At 73.2% G+C, this 17,880-nt stretch carries 13 protein-coding genes and 1 pseudogene; 7 read left to right on the top strand and 7 right to left on the bottom strand.

Annotated elements, in window-relative coordinates; genetic code table 11:
- The first annotated feature begins 19 nt into the window (after positions 1–19).
- Positions 20–4,300: a DUF3367 domain-containing protein gene (locus E7742_RS16125; RefSeq protein WP_217497556.1), complete on the top strand. Its 4,281-nt coding sequence runs from the start codon at positions 20–22 to the stop codon at positions 4,298–4,300.
- Between the two features lie 23 nt (positions 4,301–4,323).
- On the opposite strand, the pseudogene E7742_RS16130 reads toward E7742_RS16125, so the two are convergent.
- Positions 4,324–5,370 (bottom strand): annotated as a pseudogene (locus E7742_RS16130) (acyltransferase family protein); the annotation flags it as partial.
- A 147-nt stretch (positions 5,371–5,517) separates the two neighbouring features.
- Here E7742_RS16130 and E7742_RS16135 point away from each other — a divergent pair.
- The gene (locus E7742_RS16135; protein ID WP_137799859.1) at positions 5,518–6,657 is read left to right on the top strand and encodes a DUF3068 domain-containing protein; all 1,140 of its coding nucleotides are present in this window, start codon (positions 5,518–5,520) and stop codon (positions 6,655–6,657) included.
- Between the two features lie 101 nt (positions 6,658–6,758).
- Here the strand turns inward: E7742_RS16135 and E7742_RS16140 are convergent, their stop codons facing one another.
- The gene (locus tag E7742_RS16140) at positions 6,759–7,214 is read right to left on the bottom strand and encodes a DUF1360 domain-containing protein (RefSeq protein WP_254699030.1); all 456 of its coding nucleotides are present in this window, start codon (positions 7,212–7,214) and stop codon (positions 6,759–6,761) included.
- A 129-nt stretch (positions 7,215–7,343) separates the two neighbouring features.
- Between E7742_RS16140 and E7742_RS16145 the strand changes: the two genes are divergently transcribed.
- Positions 7,344–8,234 (top strand): manganese catalase family protein, encoded by an 891-nt coding sequence (locus E7742_RS16145; RefSeq protein WP_137799861.1) that lies wholly within the window; start codon positions 7,344–7,346, stop codon positions 8,232–8,234.
- Positions 8,235–8,324: 90 nt separating this feature from the next.
- Here the strand turns inward: E7742_RS16145 and E7742_RS16150 are convergent, their stop codons facing one another.
- Genes E7742_RS16150 through E7742_RS16165 form a run of 4 tightly spaced genes read right to left on the bottom strand, consistent with a single transcriptional unit; the run spans position 8,325 to position 11,434 of the window.
- The gene (locus E7742_RS16150; RefSeq protein WP_137799862.1) at positions 8,325–8,858 is read right to left on the bottom strand and encodes a hypothetical protein; all 534 of its coding nucleotides are present in this window, start codon (positions 8,856–8,858) and stop codon (positions 8,325–8,327) included.
- A 9-nt stretch (positions 8,859–8,867) separates the two neighbouring features.
- The gene (locus E7742_RS16155) at positions 8,868–9,710 is read right to left on the bottom strand and encodes a cytochrome c oxidase assembly protein (protein WP_137799863.1); all 843 of its coding nucleotides are present in this window, start codon (positions 9,708–9,710) and stop codon (positions 8,868–8,870) included.
- Positions 9,711–9,718: 8 nt separating this feature from the next.
- The gene (locus tag E7742_RS16160) at positions 9,719–10,180 is read right to left on the bottom strand and encodes a DUF2243 domain-containing protein (protein ID WP_254699031.1); all 462 of its coding nucleotides are present in this window, start codon (positions 10,178–10,180) and stop codon (positions 9,719–9,721) included.
- Positions 10,181–10,225: 45 nt separating this feature from the next.
- Positions 10,226–11,434 (bottom strand): polysaccharide biosynthesis protein, encoded by a 1,209-nt coding sequence (locus E7742_RS16165; RefSeq protein WP_137799864.1) that lies wholly within the window; start codon positions 11,432–11,434, stop codon positions 10,226–10,228.
- A gap of 32 nt (positions 11,435–11,466) precedes the next feature.
- On the opposite strand from E7742_RS16165, the gene E7742_RS16170 reads away from it, so the two are divergent.
- A complete protein-coding gene (locus tag E7742_RS16170; protein WP_137799865.1) occupies positions 11,467–13,242 on the top strand; it encodes a hypothetical protein in 1,776 nt (591 codons plus the stop codon).
- Here E7742_RS16170 and E7742_RS16175 read toward each other — a convergent pair.
- Positions 13,159–14,397 carry a glycosyltransferase family 4 protein gene (locus E7742_RS16175; protein WP_137799866.1) on the bottom strand — a complete coding sequence of 413 codons (1,239 nt, stop codon included), beginning with the start codon at positions 14,395–14,397 and terminating at the stop codon, positions 13,159–13,161. The genes E7742_RS16170 and E7742_RS16175 overlap by 84 nt on opposite strands.
- 132 nt (positions 14,398–14,529) lie before the next feature.
- Here E7742_RS16175 and E7742_RS16180 point away from each other — a divergent pair, with 132 nt between their 5' ends.
- The 3 genes from E7742_RS16180 (at position 14,530) to E7742_RS16190 (ending at position 17,798) form a co-directional block, all read left to right on the top strand.
- On the top strand, positions 14,530–15,333 hold the full coding sequence (locus E7742_RS16180) for a class I SAM-dependent methyltransferase (RefSeq protein ID WP_254699032.1): 804 nt from the start codon (positions 14,530–14,532) through the stop codon (positions 15,331–15,333).
- Positions 15,334–15,378: 45 nt separating this feature from the next.
- Positions 15,379–16,263, top strand: a complete 885-nt coding sequence (locus E7742_RS16185) for an ROK family protein (protein WP_137799867.1) — start codon at positions 15,379–15,381, stop codon at positions 16,261–16,263.
- A gap of 86 nt (positions 16,264–16,349) precedes the next feature.
- The gene (locus E7742_RS16190; RefSeq protein ID WP_137799868.1) at positions 16,350–17,798 is read left to right on the top strand and encodes an aldehyde dehydrogenase; all 1,449 of its coding nucleotides are present in this window, start codon (positions 16,350–16,352) and stop codon (positions 17,796–17,798) included.
- Positions 17,799–17,880 lie beyond the last annotated feature (82 nt).

Consider the following 17,880-nt stretch of genomic DNA (forward strand, 5'->3'; position numbering starts at 1 on the left):
CGAACCCTCGACCGCACCCCTGTCGCGCCGCTGGCTGATCGGCGCGGGGCTGGTCGCGCTGGTGCTGTGCCTGCTGCAGTCGCCGGGCCGCACCGTCGCCGACACCAAGTACGACCTCACCGAGAACCCCATCGGGTTCCTCTCCCGCGCTGCCCACCAGTGGAGCAGCATCGCCCCGCTCGGCCAGGTGCAGAACCAGGCCTACGGCTACTTCTTCCCGCACGGCGCATTCTTCGCGCTGGGCCAGTTCCTGCACGTCCCGCCGTGGATCACGCAGCGCGTGTGGTGGGCGCTGCTGATCGTCGCCGGATTCTGGGGCGTCATCCGCGTCGCCGAGGCCCTCGGCATCGGCAGCCGCAGCTCCCGGATCATCGCGGCCGTCGCGTTCGCGCTGTCGCCGCGGGTGCTCACCACGATCGGCTCCATCTCGTCGGAGTCGCTGCCGATGATGCTGGCACCGTGGGTGCTGCTGCCGGTGATCGTGGCGACGTCGTCGCCCGCGCGCCTGTCCGGTGGGACCGGCTACCGGAGGAGCGCACGGGCGCTGGCCGCCCAGTCGGCGCTCGCGGTCGCGCTCATGGGCGCCGTCAACGCCGTCGCGACCGCCGCCGCCTGCCTGGTCGCGGGCCTGTGGTGGATCGCGCACCGGCCCAACCGCCGCTGGTGGGTGTTCACCGCCTGGTGGATCCCGTGCCTGCTGCTGGCGACCGTGTGGTGGATCGTCCCGCTGCTGCTGCTCGGCCGGGTGAGCCCCCCGTTCCTGGACTACATCGAATCGGCGGGCGTGACGACGCAGTGGACGTCGCTGACGGAGGTGCTGCGCGGCACCGACAGTTGGACGCCGTTCGTCTCCCCCGAACGCGTCGCCGGCGCCGTGCTGGTCACCCAGCCCGTCGCGGTGGTCGCGACCGGCCTGATCGCGGCCGCGGGCCTGGCCGGACTGTGCATGCGGCGCATGCCCGCCAAGGGGCGGCTGACGCTGATCCTGCTGGTCGGCATCGCCGGACTGGGCGCCGGCTACGTCGGCGACCTGGGGTCCCCGATCGCCGAACAGGTCCGGATGTTCCTCGACGGCACCGGCGCGCCGCTGCGCAACGTGCACAAGCTCGAGCCGCTGGTCCGGCTGCCGCTGGTGCTGGGGCTCGCGCACCTGCTCGCGCAGGTGCCGTTGCCCGGGTCGGTGCCGCTGCGCCGCTGGCGGAGCGCGTTCGCGCACCCCGAACGGCAGCCGCTGGTCGCGGTCACCAGCCTGCTGCTGGTGGCGCTCACGCTCACCACGTCGCTCGCGTGGTCGGGCCGGCTGGCCCCGCGCGGCGCGTACGACGAGGTGCCGTCGTACTGGCACGACGCGGCGCAGTGGCTGGGCGACCACGCCGCCGGGTCGGGCTCGGGCGCCGACGCCGAACGCGCCCTCGTGGTGCCCGGCGCCCCGTTCGGCGCGCAGGTCTGGGGGCTGACCCGCGACGAGCCGCTGCAGGCGCTGGCCACCACCCCGTGGGCGGTGCGCGACGCCGTCCCGCTGGTGCCGCCCGGCGCGATCCGGGCGCTGGACTCGGTGCAGCGGCTCATCGCCGACGGTCGCCCGTCGCCCGGCCTGGCCGACGCACTGCTCGGGCAGGGCATCCGCTACGTCGTGGTCCGCAACGACCTCGATCCCGAGACGTCCCGATCGGCGCGCCCGCTGGTGGTGCACCAGACCGTCGACGGCTCCCCCGGCCTCGACAAGGTCGCGCAGTTCGGCGCGGACGTCGCACCGCCTACCGACGACGACGTCGTCGAGGACGGCGACCTGCGGCCCGCCTACCCGGCGATCGAGATCTACCGGGTGAGCTCGCCGAGCGGCCCCACCCCGCCGGCCGGGCCGTACGCCGTCGACCTCGACGCGGTCCCGGTGGTCCAGGGCGGCCCCGAATCGCTGCTGCGGCTGGCCGCGGACGGCACCGTCACCGGACCGGCGCTGCTGGCCACCGACGCCGCCCGGGCCGGACGCGACGTCGGCACCGTGACCGTCACCGACACCCCCACCGACCGGGAGACCGACTTCGGCCAGGTCGACAACCACAGCTCCGCGCTGCGCAGCCCCGACGACCCGCGCCGCACCTACAACGCGGTACCCGACTACCCGGTGCCCGGTGCGCCGCTGGTGCAGGGCGAATGGTCGGGCGCGTCGCTCAGCGTGTCCAGCTCCGCCGCCGACGCCACACAGCTGGGCGGCACCGCCCCGGGCAGCGGTCCGGCCGCGACCGTCGACGGCGACCCCGCCACCGCGTGGCTGAGCAACGGGCTCGAGAGCGCGCGCGGACAGTGGCTGCGCGTCGACCTGGACCAGCCGCTGACCCGCGGCATGCTGCACGTGACCACCAGCCCCGCCGCGTTCGGCCCGCCCGTGAAGTGGCTGCGGATCGAGACGCCCAACGGGTCGACGTCGGTGCGGATCGACAAGCCCGGCGAGCCGGTCGACGTGTCACTGCCGTCGGGCACCACGCCGTGGCTGCGGATCCTCGCCACCCACACCGAGGACGGCTCACCGGGCTACCAGTTCGGGATCAGCGAGCTCTCGCTCGACGACTACGCGTCCGGCAGCCCGGTCCCGGTCCCGATCGTCCACCGCACCGTGCTGCCCGCGCCGCCGCAGGGCGCGCAGGTCCGCGGCTGGGATCTGGGCCAGGAACTGCCCGGGCGGGCCGGGTGCGCCGACGGCCCCGACCGCGTGCACTGCAGCAGCGCGCTGATCCTGCCGCCCGAGGAGCCGGGCACCTTCACCCGGACGCTGACGGTCCCGGACGCCACCACGGTCACCCCCACGCTGACGCTGCGGCCGCGGCCCGGTGCCGCACTCGACGCGCTGGTCACCGACCCCGCGGCGGTCACCGCGACCGGCGGGGCCGACGGCGTGGAGCTGCGGGGCACCGCGGCCGCCGCCGTCGACGGGGACGTCGCGACGTCGTGGACGGCGTCCGCCGAGACCGCGCAGGGCAAGGGCGGGCTGCCGACGCTGACGATCCGGCTGCCACGGCCCACGCTCGTCGCGGGACTGCAGCTCACCGCGAGTCCCGGCAATCTGCCGGCCGCCCCCACCCGCGTCGCCGTCGACCTGGGCACCGGCCCGCAGACCCGCGATCTCGACGCCGACGACGACGCTCCGCAGTCCGTCGCGCTCGAACCGCACGTCACCGACACGATCACGCTGTCGCTGGTGCGGTGGGACCGCGTCCTCGACCGCACCGGGCTCGGGTTCCTGCAGCTGCAGCCCGCGGGCCTGGCCGAGGTGGTGGCCCTCGGCGCGGACGGCGAGCCGGTGCCCGGCACCGCGACCACCCCGTCCGAGCGGCCCGTCACCGTGGGCTGTGACGCCGGCCCGACACTGACTGTGGACGGGACCACGGTGCCGATGTCGGTGACGGCGACCGCGCGGCAGTTGGCGACCGGGCAGCCGGTGACCGCGACCGCGTGCACGCCCGGCCCGGTGCCGCTCCCGCAGGGCCGGCAGGACGTGGTGGTCGCACCGGGCGCCGCGTTCACCGTCGACAGGCTGCAACTGGACGCGGCCCCGCCGCCGTCACCGCCCGCCGTCGCGTCTCCCGGGATCGGCCGCTGGACCGAGAACGTGCGCGAACTCGACGTCGCCGCGACGGGCGCCGACCAGCTGCTGGTGGTCCCGGAGAGCACCAACGTGGGCTGGACGGCGACCGCCCCGGACGGCACCGAGCTGCAACCGATCGTCGTGGGCGGCTGGCAGCAGGGCTGGATCGTGCCGGCCGGGACCAGCGGCACCGTCACGCTCGAGTTCCCGTCGGATCGCTGGTACCGGGCCGGGATCGCGTTCGGGCTGCTGCTGTTGATCCCGCTGGCGCTGCTGGCGTTCGTGCGGCGCCGCAGCGCTGCCGGAGCGTCGGAGCCGAAGGCGGTACCGCCGCGCCCATGGCACAGCGTGGTGGCCGCCGCCGTCGGCGTGGTCGCTGTCGCGACGGTGGTCGCCGGGCCGGTGGGCACGGCCGTCACCGTGCTGGCCGGGGCCGCGGCGGTGGGGTTGTCGTGGTGGCGTGGAGAGGCTTTCGCGGCCCGCTTCCTCGTCGGGACCGCCGGCGTCTCACTGGTGATCGCGTCGGTGCTGCTGTCGACGGGGCCGTGGCGGGCCGCCGACGGCTACGTGGGGCATTCGCTGCTGATTCAGCTGTTCGCGCTGATCGGCGTGGTCTGCGTGGGGCTGGCCGCGCTGCCGCTGCGCCGCTCCCCAATGTGGCGGCGCTTCTCCCAGCGCTTGACCGCGCGGCGGGCGGGCTCCTCGACCAGGGCGTAGCTGGCCGACGCCACCGCGACGCTCAGTACCGTCGTGACCGCCAGCACGAACCAGAAGTGGCCGCCGAACGGGTTGAGGCCGAACATCGGGAACACGATGGTCAGCACCGCGAGATGCCAGATGAACAGCCCGTACGACCACCGGCCCACCGCCAGCGCCACCGGGCTCGCGAGGATGCGGTGCCGGTGCCCGGCCAGCACCAGCGGCGCCAGCAGCGCGAAGCTCATCACTGCGCCGAGGGCGATCTTGGTGGCGTACTGCCACGGCGCGGCGCGGACCAGCCCCTCCGGGCCGGCCAGCCACGTCGTCGACAGCCCGAACGCCACCACCGCGACGGTCGCCATCACCACCCGGTGCTCCGCCAGCCGGTGCACCCACGTCCCGCCCACCATCGCCAGCTCGGCCAGCAGCATGCCGGCCGCGAACCACGGGACGTACCCGGGCAGCCAGTTGTCGTGGTGGATGCCGTCCGGCGCCGGGACCGGCAGGAACGCCCACGACAGGCTCGCCACCGCCAACGCCAGCAGCACCGGCACCCGGAACCGGGCCGCCGACCCCCGCAGCCGCACCAGCGCCAGCGCCAGCAGCGGCAGCACCAGATAGAACGCCACCTCCACCGACAGCGACCACATCTGCGTCAGCCCCTCGGTGAGCGTGAGCGGCACGAACACCTGGACCAAGGCCAGGTTCGCCGTCCACACCTTCCAGCCGCCGCCGGCCGCGGGCAGGAACGCCAGCACCAGCACCACCAGCACCCAGTACGCGGGCAGGATGCGGGCGGCGCGGTTGAGCCAGTACCGCAAGACCGTCGGCGCGGCGCCCGACCCGCGGGCGGCCGCAGCGTGCGGCCGCCACAGCAGGAACCCCGACAACGCGAAGAAGACGGCCACCGCCATGTCGAAGCGACCCCAGATCCGGCCGATCACCGGATCACCCGTCGCCGCGGTCTGGAACGCCACGTGGGTGACGAGCACGCCGAACGCGGCGAACCCACGCATCCCCTCGAGCGCGGGCACGAAGGCGCGGGGGTTGCCGACCGGGGCTGCGTCGCGCAGGTGCGTGCTGTTCATCGCCGTTCAGTGTGCCCCGACCCCGATGCGACCGGAAGGGCCGCCCGAACCCGACGGATTGTGGTGCGCTGACGCAAATAGGACACCGGGACTGTTAGTGTCTGGGCTCACGTGGTGTCGATTCGAGACATTGAGTTAGGAGACAGCATGGCCGAGCGCTCAGGCCCGAGCCGGATACTTGCGTGCGTCCTGGTAGGCCTCGGGACCTTCCTGCTGGCCGTCGCGATTCTCGTTCCCGCGTACACCGTGGACAAGCTGAAGAAGACCCCGCTCGACCTCGAGGTGACCACGGTCGCGCCGGGCACCGGCGACGTGCTGGACTCCAAGGCCCTGCTCGCCGGCAAGGCGGAGGTCAACACCAACGTCCCGATCGTCGCGCAGCGCTACGTCATCACCGAGCAGCCGTCGGACGCGGACGTCATCTCGATCCAGGCCGGCCAGACGCTGATCCGCACCGACAAACAGGGCGACACCGGCCTGCTGACCGCGACCGTGGACCGCGTCACTGCCGACCGCGTCAGCTCCATGCCGGTCGAACCGCCGGTGGGCACCATCCAGACGTCGGCGGACAAGCCGGCCGAGGAGGTCCACCACACGGGCCTGCAGTACAAGTGGCCGTTCGACGCCGAGAAGAAGAGCTACCCCTACTTCGACCTGAACGTCCGCAAGAGCCAGGACATCAACTTCGTCGAAGAGACCGAGATCAACGGCATGAAGGTCTACCACTACAACCAGACGATCGAGCCGACCGATCTGTCGAAGGTGGTTCCCGAGCCGACCAACAAGCTGACGCTGCCCGCCAAGACGTGGGGTGTGCCCGGTGACGACCAGCCCGTCACCATGACCCGCTGGTACCAGAACGAGCGCGACGTGTGGGTCGACCCGATCACCGGCGTCGTCGTCAAGGGCCAGGAGAAGCTGTACCAGTTCTATGCCCGCGACAAGGCCAAGCCCGAGGTGACCGTCCTCAAGGCGACCCTGCCGTTCGACGAGAACACCATCGAGTACCAGATCGGCCAGGCCAAGGACGGGCAGGACAAGCTGTCGCTGTTCGGCCGCACGCTGCCGATCATCGCCGGCATCGTCGGCGCGATCGCCCTGATCGCCGGCATCATCCTCGGTATCCGCGGGGGTCGCGGCCGCCGCGGCGCCGCCGCCGACGGCACCACCACCCCGCCCGCCGGATCCGGCAGCAACGACTGGGGCACGGACCAGACCGAAGAGTTCCCCACGGTCGACATGAGCCGCGACCAGGGCGGTTTCACCGAACCGCCGCGCCAGCAGTAGCCGGCACCCGATCGACCAGGAAGCCCCCGCGCGGATCACCGCGCGGGGGCTTCCGCGTTTCGCGCGCTTGTCGCGACATCGGCGCGCCAGGCGGCGACGGCTCACTCCGCCGCCTGCTGCGCCCGTGCGTAGGCGAGTTGCAGGAAGTCCGCGCCCGCCAGCGTCGCGAGCGCATCCGTCACCACCCCGGTGGCCGCCGGCGCGAACACCCGCCCCGCGGTGAGTCCGGAGATCACCCACACGTCGAGACAGAACGGGCAGGTGAGCAGCTCTCCGATACTCGAGCGCAGGCCCTTCCCCACGGGCCGGTCGGCGACCTCGCCGGGCCCGCCACCGTCCACCGGCTCGGCGAACGGGGCGCGCAGCGGCCGCGTCACCGAACTCTTGGTCACGGTGCGCGAGAGCTTCTGCGCCGCCGCGGCGCTCACCACCAGATCCCGCACCCGCATCCGGCCGGGCAGCGGACGCTTCGTCACGGCGGCCACCCCGACCGTGGCCGCGACCGAGAGCCCGTACAGCGCCAACGTCGACAGATGCCCGGCGTGCGACGCCTCCATGTCTTTCACCATGGACCGACGCATACCCCTCGGACGGCTCGGCGAACCATGCGTGGTCCGCTCCAGGGTTACCGACCGGCCACCGAGGGTAGGAACCGACGGTCAGCACCCCTCGACGACAGGAGCGCAATGTTCATCCACAACAAGGAACTCCAGTTCGAAGTACGGGTAGAGAAGCCGGACCCGCGCTTTGCGACGATGTTGCTGGAGCAGTTCGGCGGCGCCAACGGTGAGCTGAAGGCCGCGATGCAGTACTTCAGTCAGGCCTTCGTGCTGCGCCGCAAGAACCCGCAGCTGTACGACCTGTTCATGGACATCGCCACCGAGGAGTTCAGCCACCTCGAGATGGTCGGGTCGATGATCACCATGCTGCTGGACGGTCTGAACGACGATCTGAAGCAGGCGAACGAGCACTGCGACTGGATGCCGGTGGTCGGCAGCCCGGACGGCCGGGACGAGCTCATCCACCAGGTGGCCGTCAACCCCACGTTCCTCACCCTGCGCGGCGGCGGACCGGACCTGACGAACTCCGCCGGCGTGCCGTGGTCGGGCACGTTCGTCAACGCCAACGGCGATCCCACCGTGGATCTGCGCAGCAACCTGGCGGCGGAGTCGCGCGCCAAGATCGTGTACGAGTACCTCAAGCAGTTCACCGACGACCCGGGTGTCCAGGACACGTTGACGTTCCTGATGACCCGCGAGGTGGCGCACTACCAGCAGTTCACCGCCGCCCTCAACGCACTGCCCGTCAACTTCCCGCCGGGCCAGCTCGCGGGTGACGACCGCTTCCAGAACGTCGCGTTCAACATGTCCGACGGCGAGTCGGTGCGCGGCCCGTGGAACGAGGGTCAGGGCCCGTGGCCGGAGGGCACCGAGTGGAAGTACGTGGAGAACCCGACGAGCGAGTGGCTCGGCAGCGAGCAGCGGGTCAACCGCGGGGTGGAGGACAACCCGCAGGGCAGCCCCGCCGTCGACGGCACCAAGCCGTACACGCACGAACAGCACGTGGGCACCGACTAGACGGAACCGCGCGGTCCCCGGCTCGCGGCGGCCGGGGACCGCGTCGGCGTCTCGACTTGAATTCCGGCAGAAGGGGTTTCGCCGATCGGGTCAGCCGCGCGCGTACGCCTCGCTGCGCGGCAGCGGTCCCACGTCGGCCTGGCGCCCGGGTCGCAGCTCGGCGTGCCGCCCGCCGGGACCGGGCCCGCGCCGGCCCGCCAGCCGGTCGGCCACCACGCCGGTCGCGAACGCGTACACCGCCTTGTGCAGCACGTCGACGACCAACTCCTTACGCGGCCACGTCTGCGGCGGCGCGCCCACACCGGTGGCGTTCTCGAGAATCTGGTCGTTGGTCAGCCGCACCACCGTGAACTTGGCCGACGCGACCGGCCCCCGCAGACCCACCTCGGCCATCACCGACCGCAGCACACCCAGTAGTGCTCCCTGCCCGTAGTGCATCGCCCAATTGCGCCAGCGGGATTCGGGTTCGGCATCGGGCATCCCCGTCAACCGTTCGAGCACCCGTGCCGGCACATACGAATTGGGCCTTCCCGTGATCGACTGCTCGAGCTTCTCGGCGACGGTCATCACGGCCACCCCGGCAATCCCGGCTACCAGCCCTTCCCACAACGCGTTTCGCAACATGACGGGGACTTACCCGACGCGGCCGCGGCCAAACACCCGGCCGTCCGAAGTCGCGAGCGCGGACCGCCGGTGGGCGCGCCGACGATCGCGGCCGACGCGGACATACCACTGGGCGGCCAACACCACCGCGAGCGCCACCTCCACGGCGTCACCGCCGTAGTACATGAGCACCGCGCCGTGCTGGAGGTCGGTATCGGCGAACGTCGTCCCGGGTGGCGGGTAGACGTACAGGCTCTTCGCGAGTACCGCGTGCGCGCTGCCCGCCACCAACAGCGTCGCCGCGCGCAGACCGAAGCCGTACCGGCGGCGGACCGGGTCGAGTTGGCAGAGCGCGAAGCTGTAGAGCACGCCGGCGGCGAAGACGTGGACGTGCACCGCCAGCGCCAGCCACGGACGGTTCGTCATCTCCGCGAACAGCGGCGTCCGGTACAGCAGCCACAGGCCCCCGACGTCGAGTACGGCGGCCACCGGCGGGTGGACCAGCACGCCCGCGGCACGCGAGTGCGCCACCGCGACCACCGTGCGCCGCGCCCGCCCGGGCCGCGCCGCCCGCAGGAGGAGCGTGACCGGCCGGGCCAGCACCAGCAGCAGCGGCGCGACCATCCCGAGCAGCAGGTGCGTGCCCATGTGGGCGGTGAACATCGCGCCGGGCAGCGGGTACGCCACCGCGACGACTGCTGCGGTGAGGCCGGCCAGCCACGACAGCTGCGGCCACCACGACCAGCCGTCCCCACGGCGGCGCAACCGGCGAGCGGCCAGCACGTACGCCGCGGCGGCGACGAGTGCCGTCACCGCCACGACGACGGCGGCGGGCCCGAGGACACTGCCCGATGCCGCGGAATGGTCGTGCATACCGGCCGCTATCCGGTCTGCCGCTGCCGGATCCGCGCCGCCCGCCACAGCAACAGGCCACCCGCCGCGAGCAGCAGTACGCCGGCGGCGTTCCACACCAGGTCGTACGGCAGCAGCTCCACGTGGTAGCGGATCTGGTGGGTTCGCAGGATCTTGTGGTCGACCACCCCGTCGAAGAGCTGGAAGGCGCCCAGGCCCAGCAGCACGGCGGCCCAGAACTCGCGGCGCGCGAACGACTGTTCCCGGCACACGTCGAACACCAGCGCGAAACCGCCGACGAGCAGCAACAGTTCCGCGGTGTGCAGCAGCCCGTCGGACACCAGCCCGACCGTGGGGGTGGACCGGTCGAAGAAGTGGTGCCAGTCCAGCAGCTGGTGGAAGACGATCTCGTCGATTCCCGCCATCAGCCCCACCCCGATCATCAGACCGCCGAGTACCGAGCGGCGAACTCGCAGCGATCCGGTGGGCACGTGCCCCGGATACCCGACCGGACGCGTCGAGAAACTCGGGCCCGGCTAGGCCGCGACCACCCCGCCGGGCCGCGCGCTGCGCACCGCCAGCAGCGCGGCGACGGCGGCCGTCGCGGTGGCCACGCACATCGCGACGGTGACGAACTGGCGCACCGAGTCGGCGACGGTGAAGAACAGCACCGCCTCGAGCGCGAGACCGAGCCACGCGACGATCGCCAGCTGGGTGCGCTCCCCCGCGATCGCCGACAACAGTGCGCCCTGCAGCACCGCCAGTGCGGCGCCGTTCCACGCGAACATCCACAGGATGCCCTCGACCGGCGTGTAGTCGGAACCGAACAGCAGCGGAGCCAGCGGGGCCGCCACCGCCGCGCCTGCCACGAGCACCGCGCCCAGCGCGACCAGCACGCCCAGCGCGGACCGGACGGCCGCCGTCGAGTGCTCCGGGTTCGCCATCCGCGGGTACAGCACGACGCCGATCGCCTGCGGCAGCCAGAACGCGGCCTTGGTCGCGACGGCACCGGCCGCGTACAGGCCGGCGTCGTGGGAGTCGAGCACCATCCGGGCGATCACCAGGTCCAGCGACGTGAGCGCGATGAGCGCGAGCTGGACCTGCGAGGCCCGCAGCACCGCGGCGACCCCCACCGTCGTCGCGTCGTCCCGCTCGTCGGTACCCGGTCGTCGCCGCACGATCAGGTGCGCGGCGAACGCCATGACGCCGGTGCCCGCGGCGCCCGCGAGCAGGGCCGGGCCCGGCCCGCCGCCGACGGCGAGCACCGCGACGGCCGGGACCACGCGCGCGATCCCGGCGCCGCCGAGCACGACGCTCAGTTCCGCGAACCGCCCGGAGCCCTGCAGCAGCCCCTGCTCGGTGCCGAGCAGCACCAGCAGCGGAGCCGCAACCAGCGCCGACGCCGTCGCGGCCAGGCTCGTGTCCAGCGCCCACGACAGGATCGGGACCAGCGCGAGCGCGACGACGCCGACGATCGCGGCGCACCGGTGACCCAGCGCGCGCAGCATCGCCGCGGGCTTGCCGTGCACCACCTCCCGCGCCACGACGGTCTGCAACGCCAGCGCCGGCACCGCCAGGACCAACTGGGCAGCCGACAGGCTCGCGAACTCGCCGTACCCGGTGGGCCCGAGCCATCGGGCCGCGAGCAACGCCAGCAGGTAGGCGGCGATGTTCGCCGTCATCGAGCCGACCGTCACCATCGTCATCCCGGCGACGGTGGAGCCGGTGAGCGATTGGCGGGCCATGGGCTCATGATGCACCACGTACAGTGCCGCTCATGACGTCACGGCACCGGTTTCTCGTGCGTGCCGTGCCGTCGCTGTACAGCCTGGCGCTGACGGCGCTGATCCTCGGACCGGTGCTCGGGCCCGGCTATCTGCTGCTCCGCGACGCGGTGAGCACTCCCCGCTCGTACGTCACCGACTCGGCGTTGGGACTGACCGACGCGGCGGCCCGCGCGGTCCCGCAGGACTGGCTGATCGCGGCCGCGAGCACGGTCGTCGACGGCGGGGTGGCGGTCGAGCTGATCCTGTTCGCGGCGCTGTGGTCGGCCGGGTGGGGCGCGGCCCGCATGGTCGCGGTGCTGCTGCCCGGTGTCGGGCTCGGCCCGCAGCTGGTGGCGGCGACGGTGCTGCTGTGGAACCCGTACGTCGGCGAACGGCTGCTGCAGGGGCACTGGAGTCTGCTGAGCGGGTACGCGGCTCTGCCCTGGGTGGTGTGCGCGGCGGTCGCGGTCCGGCGCGGGCGCGGCGGCGGATGGTGGGCGCTGACGCTGTGCCTCGCGGCCGCGGGACTGACCCCGACCGGTGCGATCCTGGCGGTGGTCCTGGCCGCTGCGCTGCTCGTGTGTCCTTCCCGTAGCTGGGACCACCGGAGCTGCGCACGGGCGGCGAGCCGCCTCCTCGTGCTGTTCCTGCTCACCTCGGCACCGTGGCTGACGGCGACGGTGCTGTCCGGGGGCGGCGGGACGTCGGATCCCGCGGGGGTCGCGGCGTTCGCGGCCCGCGCGGAACCGGGACTCGGAACCATCGGCAGCCTCGCCGGCCTGGGCGGGGTCTGGAACTCGACGGCGGTTCCCGGATCGCGGACGACGCTGTGGGCACTCGTCGGCACCGCGGTGCTGCTCGCCGTCGTCGCGTGCGGGCTGCCCGCACTCCGGCGCCGACGCCGGCACCCGCTGATCGCCGCGCTGGCGATCCTCACCGCTCTCGCGGTGCTGCTGCCCGCGCTGGGTGCGACGGGGTGGGGTCTGACGGTCGGCGAGTGGGCCGTGGTCCACGTGCCCGGCGCCGGGCTGCTGCGCGACAGCCAGAAGTGGGTGGCGCTCGCCGCCCCGTTCTACGCGCTCGCCGCGGCGGCCGGGGCACGGGCACTGTCGGCGCGCGTGGCGCTGCCGAACGCGGTGCCGGTCGCCGCGATCGCGGCCGTCGTGCTGGCGCTGCCCGACCTGGTGTGGGGCGTCGGCGGCGCCCTGAGACCGGTGCACTACCCGGCGGGGTGGCAGCGAGTCGCGCACCAGCTGGAGCTGTCGAAGGAGGCGGGGGACGTCGCGGCGCTGCCGGCCGGGATGTTCCGCAAGTTCCCCTACAGCGGCGACGCGCCCGTCCTCGACCCGGCGCCGCGGATGCTCCCGCGGGACGTGCTGCAGACCGGGCAGTTGGTGGTGGGGCAGGCGGCGACCGTCGCGGGCGAGGGCGCCCGCGCCGCCCGCGTCGAACAGCTGCTGCTCGCGGGCGCCGGACCGGGCGAGCTCGCCGCCGAACACGTCCGCTGGGTCCTGGTCGAGCGCACCACCCCCGGCCCCCGCGGCGACTCGCAGCGCACCCTGGACCGGCTCGAGCCGGTGTTCGCGGACGACGAGCTGGCGCTGTACCGGGTGCCGGGCGACATTCCCCCGGACATGCGGGAGGGCCGGGGCGAGGCCCTCGCCGCGCACCTGGTCTGGGCCGCGCTACTGGTCGCCGGCGGGCTAGGCGTCCTGCAGGCCCGGCGCCGTCACCGGCGCGGCGCCGACACCGGCGATGAGCCCCGCCACGTGCCGTCCCGCAGCTGACGACGCGAGCACCGCGTGCACCCCGGCCGCGGTCTGCTCCCACGAGAACTCGTGGGCCCGCAGCCGCGCCTTACGGCCGAGGTCGGCGCGCAGGTCGGCGTCGAGCAGCAGCGTCTCGACGGCGGACGCGAGCGCCGGCACCGCCACCGCCCGGTCGGCCGAGGCGTCGTCGGAGTCGCCGCCGACCAGCAGGCCCGTGACGCCGTCGATGATCGAGTCGGTCAGGCCCTTGGAGCTGCGGTAGCCGACCGTGGGGACGCCGTGCTGCGCGGCCTCGATCACCGCGAGGCCCCACCCCTCCTTGCGGGACGGCATCACGTGCACCCACGACCGGGCCAGCAGCTCGTGCTTGCGGCTCTCCGGGACGTGGCCGTGGAAGGTGACCGCGTCTCCGATGCCGAGCGCGGCGGCTCGCTCGCGCAGGTTCGGCTCCCACCAGCCGCCGCCGACGACGTCGAGGTGCAGCTCCGGGATGGTGCGGCGCAGCTGCGCGACCGCCGCCAGCGCGTCCTCGATCTGCTTGTGCGGCACCAGCCGCGACAGCACGCACACGCTCGGATGGGCGGTGCGGGTGCGGTCGCTGCCGGGCGCGACCCCGAGCGGAACGGCGTCGGCGCCGTTGCGGACGACGGCGATCCGGTCGCGTTCGACGCCGAGGTCGTGCAGCTCGTCGGCCGACGGCAGCGACACCGTCAGGTACTGGCTGTCGCGGTGCACGCGCGGCGACAGCCACGATTCGATCCACCACCCGACCCGGCCCATGAGCCGGCCGGCGACCGGCCACTGCTCGCGGTGACAGTGGTGGACCAGCACCGTCACCGGTGCCCCGGCCACGGTCCGCGAGAAGAACGGGATGCCGTTCTGGGTGTCGACGACGGCGTCGGGCCGCAGACCGGCGAGCGGGCCGAGACCCAGCCGCCCGGCGACGATCGCGCCGAGGGCGCGGGGGTACACCGTGAGCCGGCCGCCGCCGCGGCTGATCCGGACGCCGTCCACGATCTCCTCACGCGCCGCGCCCGGGTACCTGGCGGTCCGGAGGGTGACCTTGATGCCGCGGCGGGCGAGCCCGGCCCCGACCTCCTCGAGGTACCGCTCGCTGCCGCCGCCCTGGGGATGTCCCGTGTCGCGCCAGCACAGCAGGAGAACCTCTCGCACGTGCGTGCCCCCTCACCGGCTCGGACGGTCGCCTGCGACACACCTTATCGGCTGGACGCAGCGGGCCCTACCGTCAAGTAACGGAAACCGGCGAACCGGGCCGCGATATGTCCCATCGCTAAGGTTCCTCCCGTGATCGCCGCCCGCATCCGCCGTCTCCTGCCCACCCGCACACCGCGGGTCACCCGGCACTTCGCCCGCCGCGCGACCCTGAAACGCTCCGTCGGACTGCTCAGCGACTTCCGGTACGAGCAGACCGACCCCGACCTGTTCTACGGCGCGCTGGCCCGTGACTCGGTCGAGCTGATCGGGGACCTGCACCGTGGGCTCACCGACCGGGACCTGGCCGGCACCACCGTGCTCGACGTCGGCGGCGGACCCGGCTACTTCGCCGACGCGTTCGGCCGCGCGGGCGCCCGGTACGTGCCCGTGGAACCCGATCCGTCGGAGATGCACGCGGCCGGCCTGACCGTGGGCGACTCGATCCGCGGCTCCGGGCTGGCGCTGCCCATCCGCACCGGCGCCGTGGACGTGTGCTTCTCGTCGAACGTCGCCGAACACGTCGCGCAGCCGTGGGTGATGGCCGACGAGATGCTGCGGGTGACGAAACCCGGTGGGCTGACGGTGCTCTCGTACACGCTGTGGTGGGGGCCGTTCGGTGGGCACGAGACCGGGCCGTGGCACTACCTGGGCGGCGAGTACGCGGCCCGCCGGTACGCGCGCACCCAGGGCAAGGAACCGAAGAACCGGTTCGGGGTCTCGCTGTTCGACATCGGCGCGCGCGACGGGCTGCGCTGGGCGGCGACGCAGACCGGCGGCGAGGTCCTGGCCGCGTTCCCGCGCTACCACCCGCGGTGGGCGTGGTGGATGGTGCGGATCCCGGTGCTGCGCGAGGTGCTGGTCAGCAACCTCGTGCTGGTGGTGCGCAAGCACTGACCCGCTCGCGGGTGTGCGCACGCGTCGACGGCCTAGTGTCGAACCATGCCCGCACTCGCGCTCGACGTCGGCGGTACCAAGATCGCGGCAGCGCCCGTCGGCCCGGACGGCCGTCCGCAGGATCCGACGACCGTCCCGACGCCCGAGTCCGGGGTGTGGGACGCGTGCGCGGCGCTGCTGCGCGAGGTCGCGGGCGACGGGCCGGTGACGGCGGTCGGGATCGCGTCGGCCGGACCGGTCGACACCGTTGCCGGCACCGCCGCACCCGTCAACGTCCCGGAGTGGCGGACCGGTTTTCCGATCGTCGACGCGGCCCGTGCGCTGTTCCCCGCCGCCACCGTCCGCCTCGCGCTGGACGGGGCGGCGGCCGCACTGGCCGAACACCGCCGGGGCGCGGGCCGCGGCGCCGACGACCTGCTCGGGGTCGTGGTCTCCACCGGCGTCGGCGGCGGACTGATCCACGGCGGCCGCATCATGGGCGGCCGTACCGGCAACGCCGGGCACATCGGGCACGTCTTCGTGGGCGGCGACGGCCGCTGCGGCTGCGGTGCGGTCGGCTGTCTCGAGACCGTCGCGAGCGGGCCGGCGACACTGCGCTGGGCGCGCGCCGAGGGCTGGACCGGGGCCACGGGCGCCGACCTGGCCGTGGACGCCGCACTCGGGGAACCCGTCGCGGTCGCCGCGCTGCAGCGGGCCGGGACGGCGCTCGGGCGGGCGTTCGCGTCGGCGGCCGCCCTGCTCGACGTCGACCTCGTGGTGGTCGGCGGCGGCTTCGCGCAGGCCGGCCCCCCGTTGTGGGAGCCGATGACCGCGGCGGCCCGCGAGCACGCACGGCTGGCGTACCTGCGGGAACTGCGGCTGACCCCGGCGGAACTGGGCGTGCTCGGCACGCTCACCGGCGCCGGACTGCTCGCCACCGACGAACTCTGACGGCTCGATCGCGCCTGGGCTATTCCCACTGGCTGTAACGTGTTCTAGTGTGACCCAGGGCACTCCACGACAGCAAGGATGAACTGATGACCGACTACGACAAACTCTTCATCGGCGGACGTTGGGTGACGCCGGCCACCGATCAGCGGTTGGAGGTGTTCTCCCCCGCGACCGAGGAGCGCGTCGGCAGTGTCCCCGTCGCCGCGCCGGCGGACATCGACGCCGCCGTCGCCGCGGCGCGCGCGGCCCTCGAGACCGGCGCCTGGGCCGAGACCGCCCCCGCTCAGCGCGCGGAAATCCTCGCCAAGGTCGCCAAGCTCATCGAGGAGCGCAGCGCCGAGCTGATCTCCACCATCTCGGACGAGATGGGGGCCCCCGCGTCGGGTGTCGAGACGATGCAGAAGATCATGTCGCTCGCGACGCTCAACTACTACGCGGGCCTGGCGAGCGAGTTCGCGTGGGAGGAGACGCGCACCGGGGCGTTCGGGCAGACCCGGGTCTACCGCGAGCCGGTCGGCGTCGTCGGCGCCGTCGTCGCCTGGAACGTGCCGCTGTTCCTCGCCGTGAACAAGCTGGCACCGGCCCTGCTGGCGGGCTGCACCGTGGTGCTCAAGCCGGCGCCGGAGACCCCGCTGAGCGCAAACATGCTCGCCGACATCTTCGCCGAGGCCGGGCTGCCCGAGGGCGTGCTGTCGATCGTGCCGGGCGGCGCCGAGACCGGCGAGTACCTGGTGTCGCACCCCGACGTCGACAAGGTCACCTTCACCGGCAGCACCGCCGTGGGCCGCAAGATCGGTGCCATCGCGGCCGAGCAGCTCAAGCGCTGCTCGCTCGAGCTCGGCGGCAAGTCCGCGGCGATCCTGCTCGAGGACATGGACGTCGCGGCCACCATGCCGATGCTGGTGATGTCGGGCCTGATGAACTCCGGCCAGGCGTGCGTGGGCCAGACCCGCATCCTGGCGCCGCGCTCGCGCTACGACGAGATCCTCGAAGCCATGGTCCAGGCCGCCGGCTACATGCCGGTCGGGCTGCCCGACGATCCGGCCGCCCAGCTCGGTCCCATGATCACCGAGAAGCAGCGAGACAAGGTCCTCGGTTACATCGAGAAGGGCAAGGCCGAGGGCGCCCGGCTGGTGCTCGGCGGCGGCACCCCGGCCGGCCTGGACAAGGGCTGGTTCGTCGAGCCGACCATCTTCGCCGACGTCGACAACTCGATGACGATCGCCCGTGAGGAAATCTTCGGCCCGGTGCTGTCGGTGATTCCATACGACACCGTCGACGACGCCGTCAAGATCGCCAACGACTCCGACTACGGGCTCGCCGGTTCGGTGTACACCACCGACATCGACAAGGGGCTCGAGATCGCCAAGCGGATCCGCACCGGCACCTACGCGATCAACTGGTACGCGTTCGATCCGGGCTCGCCGTTCGGCGGCTACAAGAACTCCGGCATCGGACGGGAGAGCGGCCCCGAGGGCCTCGAGGCGTACTGCGAGCTCAAGTCCGTGCTGATGCCGCCCGGTTACACCGGATAGTCGTCACCGCTACACCGGCTAGTCGTCACCGCTCGCCGTCGGGCGCGGTCCCCGAGCGTGGGGCCGCGCCCGACGTAGGCGG

Origin of the sequence: Rhodococcus sp. SGAir0479 (genome assembly GCF_005484805.1) — a bacterium.
GTDB lineage: Bacteria > Actinomycetota > Actinomycetes > Mycobacteriales > Mycobacteriaceae > Prescottella.